Annotated in this window: 13 protein-coding genes; 6 read left to right on the forward strand and 7 right to left on the reverse strand. The window is 63.9% G+C overall.

The window, feature by feature from the left end:
• Positions 1-29: 29 nt before the first annotated feature.
• From AC1L6K_RS01855 to AC1L6K_RS01875, 5 genes are all read left to right on the forward strand, one after another.
• Positions 30-833 carry a phosphonate ABC transporter ATP-binding protein gene (locus AC1L6K_RS01855; protein ID WP_480951055.1) on the forward strand — a complete coding sequence of 268 codons (804 nt, stop codon included), beginning with the start codon at positions 30-32 and terminating at the stop codon, positions 831-833.
• The gene (phnE, locus tag AC1L6K_RS01860; protein ID WP_480951056.1) at positions 834-2,561 is read left to right on the forward strand and encodes a phosphonate ABC transporter, permease protein PhnE; all 1,728 of its coding nucleotides are present in this window, start codon (positions 834-836) and stop codon (positions 2,559-2,561) included.
• Positions 2,562-2,763: 202 nt separating this feature from the next.
• Entirely contained in the window at positions 2,764-3,690 is a 927-nt protein-coding gene (locus AC1L6K_RS01865; protein WP_480951057.1) for an AEC family transporter, read from the forward strand.
• 91 nt (positions 3,691-3,781) lie between these two features.
• Positions 3,782-5,374 (forward strand): helicase HerA-like domain-containing protein, encoded by a 1,593-nt coding sequence (locus AC1L6K_RS01870; protein ID WP_480951058.1) that lies wholly within the window; start codon positions 3,782-3,784, stop codon positions 5,372-5,374.
• Between the two features lie 94 nt (positions 5,375-5,468).
• A complete protein-coding gene (locus AC1L6K_RS01875; RefSeq protein WP_480951059.1) occupies positions 5,469-6,518 on the forward strand; it encodes a hypothetical protein in 1,050 nt (349 codons plus the stop codon).
• Between the two features lie 67 nt (positions 6,519-6,585).
• Here AC1L6K_RS01875 and AC1L6K_RS01880 read toward each other — a convergent pair whose 3' ends face one another.
• The 6 genes from AC1L6K_RS01880 to rpmB all read right to left on the reverse strand — a co-directional run bounded on the left by AC1L6K_RS01880 (position 6,586) and on the right by rpmB (position 12,540).
• Entirely contained in the window at positions 6,586-8,496 is a 1,911-nt protein-coding gene (locus AC1L6K_RS01880; protein WP_480952673.1) for an NHL domain-containing thioredoxin family protein, read from the reverse strand.
• 56 nt (positions 8,497-8,552) lie between these two features.
• Positions 8,553-10,895, reverse strand: coding sequence for a bifunctional copper resistance protein CopD/cytochrome c oxidase assembly protein (locus AC1L6K_RS01885; RefSeq protein WP_480951060.1), 2,343 nt, complete (start codon positions 10,893-10,895; stop codon positions 8,553-8,555).
• A 166-nt stretch (positions 10,896-11,061) separates the two neighbouring features.
• On the reverse strand, positions 11,062-11,343 hold the full coding sequence (locus tag AC1L6K_RS01890; RefSeq protein WP_038465691.1) for an HU family DNA-binding protein: 282 nt from the start codon (positions 11,341-11,343) through the stop codon (positions 11,062-11,064).
• Positions 11,344-11,826: 483 nt separating this feature from the next.
• Positions 11,827-12,132, reverse strand: coding sequence for a 30S ribosomal protein S14 (rpsN, locus tag AC1L6K_RS01895; RefSeq protein ID WP_038465689.1), 306 nt, complete (start codon positions 12,130-12,132; stop codon positions 11,827-11,829).
• Between the two features lie 4 nt (positions 12,133-12,136).
• Entirely contained in the window at positions 12,137-12,304 is a 168-nt protein-coding gene (rpmG, locus tag AC1L6K_RS01900; protein ID WP_038465687.1) for a 50S ribosomal protein L33, read from the reverse strand.
• On the reverse strand, positions 12,304-12,540 hold the full coding sequence (gene rpmB / locus AC1L6K_RS01905; protein WP_444531459.1) for a 50S ribosomal protein L28: 237 nt from the start codon (positions 12,538-12,540) through the stop codon (positions 12,304-12,306). Before rpmB ends, rpmG begins: the two co-directional genes overlap by 1 nt.
• A 415-nt stretch (positions 12,541-12,955) precedes the next feature.
• Here rpmB and AC1L6K_RS01910 point away from each other — a divergent pair, with 415 nt between their 5' ends.
• Positions 12,956-13,672, forward strand: coding sequence for an NADPH-dependent F420 reductase (locus AC1L6K_RS01910; protein WP_480951061.1), 717 nt, complete (start codon positions 12,956-12,958; stop codon positions 13,670-13,672).
• A gap of 50 nt (positions 13,673-13,722) precedes the next feature.
• Here AC1L6K_RS01910 and AC1L6K_RS01915 read toward each other — a convergent pair whose 3' ends face one another.
• The gene (locus AC1L6K_RS01915) at positions 13,723-14,499 is read right to left on the reverse strand and encodes an SGNH/GDSL hydrolase family protein (RefSeq protein ID WP_480951062.1); all 777 of its coding nucleotides are present in this window, start codon (positions 14,497-14,499) and stop codon (positions 13,723-13,725) included.
• Positions 14,500-14,556: the final 57 nt, after the last annotated feature.

The following is a 14,556-nucleotide window of genomic DNA, read 5'->3' on the forward strand; positions in this document are numbered from 1 at the left end:
CAGCAACCGAAAAGGAACGAGAATCACCGATGACCAGCGCCGCGAACAAGACGATCCCCGACCTCGGAGCCATCCGATTTGAGAACGTGACCAAGACGTTCGGAACCATCACTGCGCTCGACAACGTGAGTGTGGCGTTCGCGGCGAACAAGATCAACGTGCTGCTCGGCCTGTCCGGCTCGGGCAAGTCCACGATGCTGCGCCACATCAACGGCCTGCACAAGCCCTCGAAAGGGGACGTCTGGACGCTCGGCACCCCGGTGCACTCAGCAGGGCCAGCCACGCTGCGCGGACTCCGCAACGACGTCGGCATGATCTTCCAGCAATTCCACCTCGTCGAGTCGATGTCGGTGCTCGAGAACGTGTGCACCGGCAAGCTCGGCTCGCTGCGCGGGCCGCGGTTTGGGCTGTGGAGCTACCCTCGCGCCGTGCGCGAGGCCGCAATGGAGCAACTTGCCCGCGTCGGCCTCGCCGACAAGGCCTTTCAGCGCGCCGGCACGCTGTCCGGCGGTCAGCAGCAACGTGCCGCAATCGCGCGCGCCCTCATTCAGCGCCCCACCGTGCTGCTCGCAGACGAGCCTGTCGCCTCACTCGACCCGCTGTCCTCGGCCGGCGTGATCGAACTCCTGGCCCAGATCAGCCGCGAGGAGAACCTCACAGTCATCTGCAGCCTCCACCAAGTGCCCATCGCACTCGACTTCGCCGACCGCATCGTAGGCTTGAACGCCGGCCGCGTGGTACTTGACCGGCCCGCGGCAGGCATGACCTTCGACGACGTCGACGGCATCTACGCACCCGTCCCGGCGGACCATCGCTTGAAGATGGCCGTCTAGATGGCCGTCGTCGTGGAAAAGCCCGCACCCCGCTCCGCGAACGCCGGAATCCAGCTGCCCCCACGCCCCCGCCCCGACTTGAACCGCATCGCGGCCTGGAGTGCCCTGGCCGTGGTGCTCGGTGCAGCGATCTGGTCGGTTGGAGCGCTCGAGATCAATGTTTCGTCGATGGTCCGCAGCATCGACAATGCCGGGCGCTTCGTCCAGCGCATGTTCCCGCTCGACTTCCCGCCGTTGGGCGAGCTCTTGGTGATGACCGGACAGACGCTTGCGATTGTTGTCGTCGCCACCGTCCTCGCGGTGGTGCTGAGCCTGCCCGTCGCGATCTTCGCCGCGGCGAACACGACCAGCGGCCCCGTGATGCGCGGTCTTTCCCGCACGGTCATCGTGTTGTGCCGCGCAGTTCCCGACCTCATCTTCGCGATTGTGCTGTTCCGCATCTTTGGTCTGGGTGCGCTGCCGGGGATCCTGGCCTTGGGCCTGCACTCGATCGGCATGATCGGCAAGCTCTATGCCGACGCGATCGAGCAGCTTGACGGAGGGCCGGCTGAGGCCGTGCGCTCCGCAGGTGGCGGCCGATTGCAGTGGATCACGAGCACGGTGATCCCGCAGGTCATGCCGCAGCTGATCGCGACGGCCCTGCACCGCTTCGACATCAACCTGCGCTCATCGGTGCTGCTCGGCTACGTCGGCGTCGGCGGCATCGGCCTCGAACTGGCCAACGCCCTGCGCACCATGCAATACCAGCGGGGCATGGCACTGGCGTTGATCATCCTGCTCCTGTGCATCGGGCTCGAGATGCTCTCCGGCGCGATCCGCGCCAGCCTGCTCGGCCGGGTGCCGACGGGCCGTCGCGGCCTGATGGGATTCATCGACCGAATCGCTGCGGGCTGGGTCACCGCGCCCCTGGCCAGCCGCGAGCTGCAGCGCACACGCGACGGCCGGGTGCGGATTGTGCCGCAATGGGACAGCGAACGCATCCGCCGGTTTGTGGGCGTCGCGCTCACGATCGCTGTCATCGCGCTGGCAACCATGTACGCCGACCTGGACTTCTCAACCCTGGTCGAAGACCTGCTTGCGCTGCCGCAAGTACTGGGGACGTTCCTGCCGCCATCGCCGCAGGATCTGCTCGACACGCTTCTCGAGGCGATGCTCGTGACGATCCAAATCGGACTTGCAGCTACGCTGCTGGGCCTGGTGCTCGCCGTGCCGATCGGCATCTTCGCTGCCCGCAACGTTGCACCGAGCAGCTCCGTCGCGAATCTTTTCCGCACAATCATCGTCATCATCCGCGGCCTGCCCGAGCTGATCCTTGCGATCGTGTTCATCGTCATCACCGGCCTGGGACCGGTACCGGGCACGCTGGCTCTTGCGATCGGGTCCGTGGGCCTGCTGGGCAAGCTCATCGCCGACTCGCTCGAGGAGACAGATGTCCGGGTGCAGGATGCGGTCCGGGCAAGCGGGGCAACCTCAAGCCAGGTCTTTTTTTCCGCCACCCTGCGCCAGGCGGCGCCGCAGTTCATCGCACATGTTCTCTACCAGCTCGACGTCAACATCCGCTCGGCAACACTGCTCGGCATCGTCGGTGCGGGCGGCATCGGCTTCTATCTGCTCAACGCCAGCCGAGTCCAAGAGTTCGGCGTCGTCTCGTTCATCATCCTGATGGTGCTCGTCGTGGTGCTGGCCGTCGAAGCGGTCGCCGTATGGACTCGGCGGGCCCTCAGGTAAACAACGAACCAACGGGACAACACCGACCCCATGCATGCCTTGGAGGTAGTCATTGCCGGCTCCGGCCGAGGTACCGGCATGACGGGCCGATGGAACCTTGGTCAGATGAACGTCATGGCGGCGGACTCCATTGCCGGAAAACCGTGTTTTCTGTTTAGGCTGATGGAGTGCCAACAATGAATACCCCGACCACAGGACCGCCATGCTAGCTGTCGTCGAGGGCTTTTCCGTCGTCTGGCTCGTGATCCTGGTCGGCTGGTTTGTCGGCCGAAAAAAAGTGCTCGGCGACAACGCGCCGTTGGTGCTGAGCCGGCTGTCCTTCTTTGTGGCCAGCCCGGCACTGCTCGTGGAAACACTTGCCCGGGCGGACTTGCAGACGGTTTTTTCCGCGCCTCTTTTGGTGGCCGCGGCGAGCGCCGTCTTCACCGGCGGCGTATTCCTGCTGATCATCAAGTTCTGGCTGAAGCGGACATTGGCCGAATCTCTGCTGTCCGCCATGTCCTCATCAACCGCCAATGCGGCAAATCTCGGCATCCCCATTGCCGCCTACGTCCTGGGCGACGCGGCCTTGATTGCTCCCGTACTGGTCTTTCAGCTGGCCTTTTACACCCCCTTCTATCTGTTGCTGCTGGACAGTCTCACCAGCGGCCGCCGCGCAACGCCGGGGCGGGTCTTGCTGCAAATCGCCAGCAACCCCATGATCCTTGGCACGGCTGTGGGCCTGGTCCTGGCGGCAACCGGATGGGATCTGCCAAACCTCGTGGCCGAACCGTTGCACCTCATTGCCGGCGCAGCCATTCCCGCGATTTTGATCGCGTTCGGCATGTCACTGGGCACCACCAAGCCCCTGTCGGCGGCCGACGGGCGGCGCAGCGACATTCTGCTGGCCACCGGATTCAAGCTGGTCCTGCATCCGATCGTGGCATTCCTGCTGGGGCACTTTGTCCTCGGCATGAGCGGGGCGGGACTGTTCGCCGTCGTGGTTGCCGCCGCCCTGCCCACGGCCCAAAACGTGTATGTCACGGCGCAGCGCTACCAAGTGGGCGTCACCGTCGCCAAGGACACCGTGCTGGCCACCACCATCCTGGCCATCCCCGCGATGTTCGTCGTGGCGTTCCTGTTGGGCTGACGAGCGGCACGAACTTTAGAGGCCTGCTGGATTGCCGACAGCCGCGGCGCAGTTGCCGCGCTCAGAATGTGAGGCACGGTACGCTGTCGTTATGGCTACCAAGACCCCAGCAGAGTTGATTACCGAACTTCAGGCCGGCTACACGTTCAGCGGTTCCTCCATCGCCCTCGGCGCAGCAATAGTGGACGGTGAGGTCCGCCCTGAGGCGCAGGTCTCCCTCCCGCTCGCCATGATGAACAGGCACGGACTGGTGGCCGGAGCCACCGGAACCGGAAAGACTGTCACGCTGCACATGATGGCAGAACAGCTTTCCACCGCCGGCGTCCCGGTCTTCATGGCCGACATCAAGGGCGACCTCACCGGTTTGTCCACCGCGGCCGAGGGCAGCGACAAACTCACGGCCCGCACCCAGGCACTGGGGCAGCAATGGGAGTCGAAGGCCTTCCCCGTGGAATTCCTGGCCCTGGGCGGCAGCGGCAACGGCGTCCCCGTGCGCGCCACCATCACCTCCTTTGGCCCCATCCTGCTGGCCCGCGTCCTGGACCTGAACGAAACCCAGGAATCCAGCCTCCAATTGGTCTTCCACTATGCGGACACCAAGGGCCTTGAACTGTTTGACCTGAAGGACCTGCGCGCAGTCATCCAATTCCTGTCTTCCGATGAAGGCAAGGACGACCTCAAGGAACTCGGCGGGCTCTCCAAGGCCACGGCCGGCGTCATCCTGCGTAACTTGATCACCCTTGATGCCCAGGGCATGAGCGAATTTTTCGGCATGCCAGAGTTCGACACCGCCGAGCTGCTCCGCACGGCCCCCGACGGCCGCGGCGTCATTACCTGCCTGGAACTGCCCAGCATCCAGGACAAACCGCTGCTGTTCTCCACGTTCCTGATGTGGCTCCTGGCGGACTTGTTCCGTGATCTGCCCGAAGTGGGCGACGTCGACAAGCCCAAGCTCGTGTTCTTCTTCGACGAGGCCCACCTTCTGTTCAACGGCGCCAGCAAGGCGTTCCTGAACGCCATCACCCAGACGGTGCGGCTCATCCGCTCCAAGGGCGTCGGCATCTTCTTTGTCACCCAGACCCCCAAAGACGTCCCGGCCGACGTCCTGGCCCAATTGGCCAACCGCGTCCAGCACGCCCTGCGCGCGTTCACCCCGGATGACGCCAAGGCACTCAAGGCCACAGTCTCCACATTCCCCACCAGCGGCTATGACCTCGAGGAAGTCCTCACGAGCGCCGGCATCGGCGAGGCAGTCGTCACCGTCATGGATGAAAATGGTGCACCCACCCCCGTGGCCCTGACCCGCCTGCGCGCCCCCGGATCCGTCATGGGGCCCAGCACTGACGCCAGCGTCAAGGCCGTCGTCGCTGCCTCCACGCTGCTGCCCACCTATGGGACAGCCGTCGACCCCGTTTCCGCCTACGAGAAATTGCAGACGCCTGCCGCCACCGCGGCGGCGCCCGGCACGGGCGCGGCTGCCGAATCACCGCAGCCGCCACCTCCACCGGCCGCCATTCCAGCTCCCAAGAACGACGGCGGCGGGGCGGGCTCTGACGTCATGGGCGCCCTGGGCGGGGCGCTGGGTGGCGGACTGAAAAGCATGGTCCGTTCCATGGGCAGCTCCCTTGGCCGGAACTTGATGCGGGACATCTTTGGGACGGCGCCTCGAAAACGCCGGCGCTAGTCCCCACGCCCTCCCCGCATGAAGCCGCTGGCGCGTCTTCATGCGGGGCCCCTCGGGAGTGCGGGCCCGAATCTCAATGGGAAGCGGTGATGCAATGAACACCGGCACGGCACCCTTGATTCAAGCCCCTGCGCCCGAACCCGGTACAGTTGACGGCGTGAAGAACGGGACCCAGCTCATCAAAATAGCAGCCACCTGGCTGCTCATATTAATGCTTGCAGTGGCCGCTTCAATCGTCACCATTGCGGTTGTCAACACCAAGGATTTTGGTCCGGAGAAGGCTGTGGACAACTATCTGTCCGCACTCAGGGAGGGCGACGGCGCCAAGGCATTGGGCCTTCTGCAGGGCAAGGTGCCCGCGGCCAACGCCGCGGCCCTTGACGGGGAAGCGCTTGCGAAGTCCCAGGAAGATCTCAAGGACGTCACCGTCGGTGAGGCCGTGCCCGGTCCTGACGACCAGAAAATAGTCACCGTCAGCTACACCGTCGACAAAAAGCCGCTGACCACCGAATTCAAGCTGGTCCCCGGCCCCAAGCACTGGCTGTTTTTTGACAGCTGGGTCATGGTGCCCAGCACCCTGCCAACGATCAACGCCTCGGTCGTCAACGCCAATCAAGCCATCATCAACGGTGCCGACGCCAACATGCCCGACGGCAAGAACAGCTTCGCCGTGTTCTACCCCGGCAGCTATAAACTTGAATATCGGTCACCGCTGTTTGCTGCTCCCGCGGTGACACGCACTGTCGCCGGTCCGGGCGAGGCCGTCCCCGCCGTGGGCCTTGCCACCGGCCCCACCAGCAAGCTTTTGTCCCAGGTCGACGCCGCCGTTCACAAGTACCTCGACGAGTGCGCCAAGCAGGCGGTGCTGATGCCCACCGGCTGCCCCATGAGTGCCGGCACCAACAACCGGGTGCTCTCACCCGTGGCGTGGTCAATCGCTGAATACCCGGCCATCACCATCACGCCCTTTGGCGGGCAGTGGACCATGGCGCCATTGAACGTCAAGGCCACGGTTCAGTACCAGGAGCAGGACCTCTTCACGGGGATGGTGTCCGAATTCAAGGAAGCAGAGGACTTTGGCTTTACGGCCAAGCTGGCAATCGACGGAACCAGCGTTTCAGTCACCCCTGTTGTCACCTACTAGGACCCGTCAGCCGGGATCCCGCTGCCGTTCAGGCGTGCACGGCCCCGCCGCGCACGCCTGAACTGCATTAGACCCCGCGCAGGTCCAATGCCAGCTCTGCGGCACCGTCGGAGCTCATCAGCACCGGGATGCCCCAGTCCTGCTGGTACAGGTGGCAGGCAGCATGGTCGGGGATCTCCCCGCTGGCATCTTCCGGACCGTCGCACGCCGCGGCACGGGCAGTCAGGTGCAGCACGCCTTCGGGCACGTCGGCGGACAGCACCAAGGTGCGCTGGAGGCCGATGGATGTTCCCCCGCCGCTGATCAAAAGCTCCGGCGGTGTGGAGGAAACCTTCAGCTGTGTGGGGTCGCCCCACCGGTCATCCAGCTTCTGCCCCGTCGGGGCGGAGAAATTGACTGTCAGGGCCAGTTCACCGGGCGCAATCGGCGTCTTGGGACGCTGTGTCTGGGTTGCGCCCTCATCCACCTGCAGGGCGTTCTTGGGCAGCGGCAGCCGGATGAGCTGGTGCTTGTTCGCCTCAACCACAATCAGCAGCGGCACCTCGCCCGATTCATCCAGCAAAACATCACTGGGCTCGGCCAGCCCGCGTGCCAGCGTGCTCACAGTCTTGGTCGCCGGGTCGTAGCGGCGGACGGCACCATTGTAGGTGTCCGCCAGGGCCACCGAGCCGTCGGGCAGCACAGCCACGCCCAAAGGGTGTTGCAGGCGCGCCTGGGCAGCCTCGCCGTCCCGGAAGCCGAAGTCGAACAGGCCCTCGCCGATGGCCGTCTCAACCAGCACGCCGCCGTCGTCGTCGAAGCTCAGCACGCGCAGGGCCGACGTCTCGGAATCGGCGACCCAGATGTTTCCCTTGGCATCCTCGGTGAGGCCCGAGGGCTGGGCAAACCACGCCTGCTCCCCCGACCCGTCCAGCATGCCCTCCAGACCGTTGCCGGCCACAATCGTGACAGCGCCGCTGGCCGGGTCAAAGCCAAAGATCTGGTGCGTCCCGGCCATGGCAATGACAACTGCTTTCAGCGTTGACGAGTAGGCGACATCCCACGGCGAGGACAGAGCCACCTCAAGCGGCTCGGTGCCGAGGTCGGTCCCGGAGGCGGTGGCGCCGTCGTCATTCACCCGGGCCGGGCCCGCAGCCAGCAGGCGCTGGACCCCGTTGCCGGCCAGGGTGCGCACCTCGCCGGTTGCCAGCGTGATGCCGCGCAGGCGGTGGTTCACCGAGTCAGCCACGACGACGTCGTACCCGGCTGCCGCTGCCAGCTCCGCCGGGAGCAGTGCCAGCCCCTGGGGTTCGTTGAACTCCGCTTCGCCGGCCGGACCGTCAAGGAAGCCCTTGGCACCCGAACCGATGGTGCGGACCACGGTGGTCAGGTCCGGGCCGGTCTCGACAAGGCGGTGGTGGCCGGTGTCGGACACAAGGAAGTTGCCGTCCGCCAGCGGCAGGACCTTGCCGGGGAAGCGCAGGTCGCGGGAGACCGGCTCGGGGGCCACGTACGGGCCGTCGCCGCTGTGCAGCGTGCCCTTGGCCTCGTGCTCGGCAATCAGTTCGGGGATAAACGAGGCCAGGCCGGCCGCGTGGCCCTCACCCGAGAGATGGGCGACGATGTAACCCTCCGGGTCAACAACGACCAGGGTGGGCCAGGCCCGGGCGGAGTACGCCTGCCAGGTCACGAGTTCAGGATCGTCGAGCACCGGGTGCTGGATGTCGTAGCGCTCCACGGCGGAGGCCAGGGCCACCGGATCCGCCTCGTGTTCAAACTTCGGTGAATGCACGCCCACGGTGACAAGGACATCCTTGTACTGCGCTTCCAGGGGCCGGAGTTCGTCGAGCACGTGCAGGCAGTTGATGCAGCAGAAGGTCCAGAAATCCAGGATGACAATCTTGCCGCGCAACTTTTCGAGGTTCAGCTCGGCGCCGCCGGTGTTCAGCCAGCCGCGGCCTTCAAGCTCCGAGGCCCGCACCCGGACCGGGGCGGCGATGGCCGAGGCGGGGGCTGCCGTGTCGGCTGCCGTGCTGGTTTTCGTTGAGGAATCCACTAGTTCGTTTCTCCTTGCTTGCCGGCCGGGTTCCCCGGCTCACTGGTCATGGTTGTTTCGTTGCCTGCGTTGGGCACCGTGTCGGTGCCGGGAACAGCCGGGGCATGAGTGCCGCCGTCGTGCTTGTCAGCGGACTCGCGAGTGGGCCCGTCATGGGGATTGCCAGGGTTCCTGTGCTGGTTCAGGTGCGGCAGGGCAGGACCGCGGGTGGACGCGGCCATGGTGGCGTCGCGTGCTGCAAGTTGGGCAAACATGTCATTGTAAGCGCCCAGCTCGGCGTCCTTATTCCTGTCGGCGGCACGATCCTTGCGCCGTGTTTCCCGCGCGTCGGACTTGGACCACATGTAGGCGACGCCCAGCGCGATCAGCAAGGTGGGGAATTCCCCCACTCCCCAGGCGATGCCGCCGGCCGTTTGCTGGTCAACCAGCGCCGAGTCACCCCATGGCCGGCCCATGTTGCCAAAGTATTCGCCCGAGAGCAGCGCCGTGGCCATCATCAAGGACACACCAAAGAATGCGTGGAAGGCCATGGTGGCGAGCAGGAGCACCAGCCGCAGCGGATAGGGGGCGCGGTAGGGCAGCGGGTCGGCACCGATCATGCTCTGCACGAAGATGTAGCCGGTGAGCGAGAAGTGCACAATCATCAGCTCGTGGCCGACGTGGTAGGTCATGGCGAGGTTGAACGCCGGCGAGTAGTAGAACAAGATCAAGCTGCCGGAGAAGTTCGCCGCGGCAAACAAGGGATGCGTGATGAGCTTGGAGAACTTCGAGTGCACGAGCACCAGAATCCATTCGCGGATGCCGCGGGAGCCGTCCCTGCGCGGCGTGAGCGCCTGCAGTGCCAGGGAGATGGGCGAGCCCAGGGCAAGGAACAACGGGGCCACGACCATCAACGCCATGTGTTCAACCATGTGCGCACTGAAAAGCACTGCCCCGTACACGGAGGGGCCGCCGGAGGTGATGTAGACCAGGGACAGCAGGCCGGCAAACCAGGAGACGCTGCGCAGCACCGACCACTTGTCGCCACGCTTGTGCAGCTTCACGATGCCCACGACGTAGGCGGTCCCGGCCAGCACGGCGAAGGCCACCCACAGCCAGTCCATACGCCACTCCGAGAACCAGCGGGAAAATTCAAGTTCCGGCGGCAGCGGGTAGCCGGTGAGGATCTGGGCAGGAGTGAGTGCCTCTTGCGAGAGTTCGCGTGACTGGGGCGGGGCCGAGCGGCCAAGTCCCACGGCGATGCCGCTGACAACGCCCATGATCAACAGCTCGACAAAAATCAGCTGCCACAACAGGCGGCGGGTGTTTGCGGAGCCGCCCTTCTTCGTCCCGCCCTGCAGGCGGGGGATGACCCATTCCCGGTGCATCCAGCCAATGACGCCCAGAACAACCGTGGCAGCGAATTTGGCCAGGATCAGCTGGCCGTAGGACGAGTAAAGGAGATCGTGCCAATTTGTGATGCGGATGGCTGCATTGATGACGCCCGAACCTGCAACCCCGGCGAAGGCAAAGATGGCCAGGGCCGAGAAGCGCTTCAGTGTCTGGGCGGTGATGTTGCCGAGAACGCCAGAAACCACCACGAGGACCACAATGCCGCCAACCCACAGCGAGGCGCCCACAACGTGCAGGAACAAGGAGTTCACCGCGCCCTTGTGGTCGGCGCTGGAGGCCGAGTGGCCGATCAAGGCCTGCGGGATGAACGAGATCATCGCCAGCACAAGCGGCACAGCCAGGGCACTGATGTTGCGCAGGCCGATCACCATCGTGGTGACAACTGCGGCAATGATGGTGATCATCAGCCACGCCTGGCCGACGGGCAGCTCAGTCATGAAGAAGACCAGCATGTTCGTGTAGTCGCTGGTGCCTGAAAGCGCCAGGCCGGAAATGCTTGAGTATGTCAGGACCAGCACCGCGATGGCCGACACGGTCCAGACCCCGCCGGCAACCATGGCCAATGTCATTGCACGGGTAAAGGCGGGGTGTTCCGGGACGGGCGCGCGCCGGCCGGAATCTTCCTTCTGCCTGCCAGTGCGCGGGCGGTGCGCCTTGAGATCCTTCGGCAGGATCACCACGGCAAACACGAGGGACCCGATCACCGCTGACAGGGCCAAATTGTGGATGGTGGTGGCCAGCGGCAGTCCCCAGCGGGTAAACGCACCGGGGTCGGCAAGCTCTGCCACAGCCGTGGCGCCTGTCCACAGCAGCGATGCCACGACGGCGGCCATGGCGGCCGCCAGTCCCAGCCACCACCAGCGGCTGCGAATGCCGTCGGCAAAGGTGCCCCCATCGGACGTGGGCGCAGGGTGGACTGAGGCTGCTGGGGAAGATTCTACGGGTGGCACCCCTCCATTGTCCTGCACCCGGTGAACATAGGGCGAATCAGGCAGCTCACAGGAAAGAGACGGGCACGGCGGGTGGGCTCGCAGCAGCCTTAAAAATTGACCGAAACTTAAAAAGTGGAGGCGGCCAGCTGATGCCGACCGCCTCCACTTTGGTTCTGTAAGGAAATTACTTCTTGACAGCAGCCTTCAGCTTGGAACCAGCGGAGAGCTTCACGCTGTGGCCTGCTGCGATCTGGATGGTCTCGCCCGTCTGCGGGTTGCGGCCGGTGCGAGCTGCACGGTCGGTGCGCTCGATGGAGAGCCAGCCCGGGATGGTGATCTTTTCGCCGGCTGCAACGGAGCTCTCAAATACCGAGAAGAGTGCATCCAGTACGCCATTTACTGCTGTCTGGCTGGTCTCAGCCTTTGCTGCAACTTCAGCAACCAGTTCGCTACGATTCTTAGCCATGTTTGTCCTCCTGGACGTCAGTAAATCCAATTCCACGCGGTTGCGTGTCAACCACTGCTAGCGAACTTACCAGTTATTCCGCGGGATTCCGGTAAATTTAGGCATTTCCCGGCGTTTTCAGGGTCATTTTCCCCGGATTTTAGGCATATTTCGCTCTCAGCCAACTCATCGACGGCCATTTTTGCTCATTCCGGGGCATGTTCTCCCGGATTACCGGCACATACGGGCCGGGGAGCTGACCGGTCTGGCCGGGATTTCCTGGGGTGGCGAGGCGTCACGGTTGCCCGCTGGCCGGACCCGCCGACAGGGCTCTGGGAGGTCGGGGCCAGGCGTGCACCAGGGTTCCCCTCTCGCCCCTCGCTTGGACTCCCCCGTTCTCGGCGCCGCCCAGGACCTCGGGCGGACGGGTCAACCCGCGGCGGAAGCAAAAGGGCAGCAAAAAGGGCGGCGACCCGAAGGTCACCGCCCTTTTTCAGCGGGATATTACCAGCTGGACTTCTTGATGCCGGGCAGTTCGCCAGCGTGCGCCATCTTGCGGAAGCGTACACGGGAGATACCGAACTTCTGGAGCGTTCCACGCGGACGGCCATCGATGGCGTCGCGGTTGCGAACGCGTACCGGTGAGGCGTTGCGAGGAAGCTTCTGCAGGCCCAGGCGGGCCGCTTCGCGCTCTTCGTCGGTGGAGGCCGGGTTAACGAGGGCCTTCTTCAGGGCGAGACGCTTCTCGGCGTAACGCTCTACGATGACCTTGCGCTGCTCGTTCTTCGCGATCATGGACTTCTTAGCCATAGTCTTAGCGCTCCTCTCGGAATTCGACGTGCTGACGGATCTTGGGATCGTACTTTTTCAGAACCAAACGGTCCGGAGTGTTACGACGGTTCTTGCGGGTCACATAAGTGAACCCGGTTCCCGCCGTGCTCTTCAGCTTGATGATCGGACGTACGTCCCTGTCTTTCGCCATTAGAGCTTCACCCCACGTGCCAGAATCTGAGTAACAACGGCGTCAATACCGCGCACGTCGATGACCTTGATGCCCCTGGCAGAAACCTGCAGGGTTACGTTGCGGCGCAGGGACGGAACCCAGTAGCGCTTCTTCTGAATATTCGGATCGAACCGACGCTTGTTGCGGCGGTGCGAGTGCGAAATGCTATGCCCAAAGCCCGGCTCGGCTCCGGTCACCTGGCAATGTGCTGCCATGATCACTCCTAATAAATATGTGGATACGGTTCACTGGTGCAAACCGTGCGCTGAGGCAGCGTCCGCCCTTGGACAGCATGATTCCCACACAACATTTTCATGATGATGAGGAAAGTGCCCGTCCGGCGAATACCCGAATGCACGCAACTTGAGCCCCTAACTACCGGCCCGCGGGAGGATAATCACCGCAAACCGGAGCAATTGCACACGCTCCGCGCCACCTAGCGCCTACCCAGTCTAGATGCAATCGGGGCGATTGTGCTAATTGGCTTACCACACCTGCCGCAGGAAGCGAACGGACGCCGCCCTAGAAGAAACAGGAATAATTTTGCCGGGGCCTGCGCTCAAGCCGGTGAAGTTCTATTCAGTGCCCAATCGGAACCCAGAGTGCGGGACGTGCTCGAAAGGAAGAACCATGCAGACATTGGGAATCATTGGAAGCGGCAATATTGGATCGGCAGTCGCCCGGCTCGCCGTTGCCTCGGGTATGAACGTCATCCTGGCGAACTCTCGCGGCCCAGAATCTCTAGGCGGGCTCATTGAAGAGCTCGGGCCACTTGCCATGGCTGGCACCGTTGAAGAAGCTGCCAACGACGCAGACGCGATCGTTCTCTCCGTTCCCCTGCTCGCGGTCAAGGAGCTTCCTGCCGGCCTATTGCTGAACAAACTTGTTCTAGATACCAGCAATTACTACCCGTACCGCGACGGTCGCATCACAGAACTCGATTCCGAGATCATGACGACGAGCGAACTGGTGCATGAATGGCTCACTGGCGACCGTTACGTCAAAGCATTTAGCAATATTCTCGCCCACCACATCCCTCTTCTTTCACGAAGCAATGGAGCCACCGATCGCTCCGCTCTTCCCATCGCATCCGATGACGTCGATGCTAAGCGTGAGGCGGCGGCAATCATGGACCGGCTCGGATTCAATACGCTCGACGCCGGAACTCTCACTAACACGTGGAAATTCGAGCCCGAGTCCGCCGGTTATACGCGCATTTACCTCGCCGACCTGAGCACACCCGATGACCAGCTGCTTTCCTCCGAAGCAGGCCCAACATCAACCGCTCAGCTCCACGTGGCACTGGCGTCTGCCACTCGGGTGAAAGTCGCAGACCGCCTCTTCTAAATGTCCCCGTCGCCGCCGACTGGTACTTGTTGCCGGGTTGCCGGGCCAACTTATGGCGTGCGAGGCGAGCGCAGGGCCGGCCAGCGTGCGGAGAGGTTGTCGCCGGAGGAGACCCCGCGCAGGCGGCGGCTGACCCAGGGGCCCACGTATTCCCTGGTCCAGGCGGCATTGTCCTTGAGTGTCTCCGTGGTGGTGCGCATCAGGATGGGCGGCAGTTCCGGCATGGGGATGCGGACGGTTTCACCAAGCTGCTCGAGCACGCGGTTGGCCATGTTGATGTGGCCGGGGGTGGACATGTGCATGCGGTCGATGCCCCACAGGCGCCAGTCGTCGTATTCGCGGAAGCGCCAGTAGTCGACCAGCTCGGCGCCGTGGGTCTCGGCGACCTCGCGGACGAGTTCGTTGTAGACGGCGGTGCGGCCGCGGATGCTGGCGAAGACCTTGGAGGAGCTGGCGTCGTAGCCGGTGAAGACCAGGACGCGTGCGCCGGTGGCCGCCAGTTTGGCGATGCCGTCCGAGTAGTTGGCGATCATGGCATCGATGTCGACCTTCGGGCGCAGGATGTCGTTGATGCCGGAGTAGATGGTGACAAGCGTGGGGTTCAGTGCCACGGCCGTGTCGATCTGCTCGGACAGGATCTGGTTCATCTTCTTGCCGCGGATGGCGAGGTTGGCGTATCCGATGGTTTCCCCGGGATGGGCCAGGGCAAGCTGCTCGGCCGTCCTGTCAGCCCAGCCACGGACCTGGTTGGGAAGCGTGGGGTCCGTGTCGCCGAGGCCTTCGGTGAATGAATCACCCAATGCCACGTATCGTGCTGAAAATGCCATGCCTGCTCCTTGCCGCCTGCAGTGCCCGGCCGCAGGGGTTTTGCGCACTTGACGTCT

The organism is Specibacter sp. BI4, from assembly GCF_056680095.1.

Bases quoted from the DNA above. Each gene is read 5' to 3' on its own strand.
- rpsN (WP_038465689.1), bottom strand. From the start codon at position 12,132: ATGGCTAAGAAGTCCATGATCGCGAAGAACGAGCAGCGCAAGGTCATC.
- AC1L6K_RS01915 (WP_480951062.1), bottom strand. From the start codon at position 14,499: ATGGCATTTTCAGCACGATACGTGGCATTGGGTGATTCATTCACCGAA.
- AC1L6K_RS01890 (WP_038465691.1), bottom strand. From the start codon at position 11,343: ATGGCTAAGAATCGTAGCGAACTGGTTGCTGAAGTTGCAGCAAAGGCT.
- AC1L6K_RS01855 (WP_480951055.1), top strand. From the start codon at position 30: ATGACCAGCGCCGCGAACAAGACGATCCCCGACCTCGGAGCCATCCGA.
- AC1L6K_RS01870 (WP_480951058.1), top strand. From the start codon at position 3,782: ATGGCTACCAAGACCCCAGCAGAGTTGATTACCGAACTTCAGGCCGGC.
- AC1L6K_RS01910 (WP_480951061.1), top strand. From the start codon at position 12,956: ATGCAGACATTGGGAATCATTGGAAGCGGCAATATTGGATCGGCAGTC.
- AC1L6K_RS01875 (WP_480951059.1), top strand. From the start codon at position 5,469: ATGAACACCGGCACGGCACCCTTGATTCAAGCCCCTGCGCCCGAACCC.
- AC1L6K_RS01865 (WP_480951057.1), top strand. From the start codon at position 2,764: ATGCTAGCTGTCGTCGAGGGCTTTTCCGTCGTCTGGCTCGTGATCCTG.
- phnE (WP_480951056.1), top strand. From the start codon at position 834: ATGGCCGTCGTCGTGGAAAAGCCCGCACCCCGCTCCGCGAACGCCGGA.
- rpmG (WP_038465687.1), bottom strand. From the start codon at position 12,304: ATGGCGAAAGACAGGGACGTACGTCCGATCATCAAGCTGAAGAGCACG.
- rpmB (WP_444531459.1), bottom strand. From the start codon at position 12,540: ATGGCAGCACATTGCCAGGTGACCGGAGCCGAGCCGGGCTTTGGGCAT.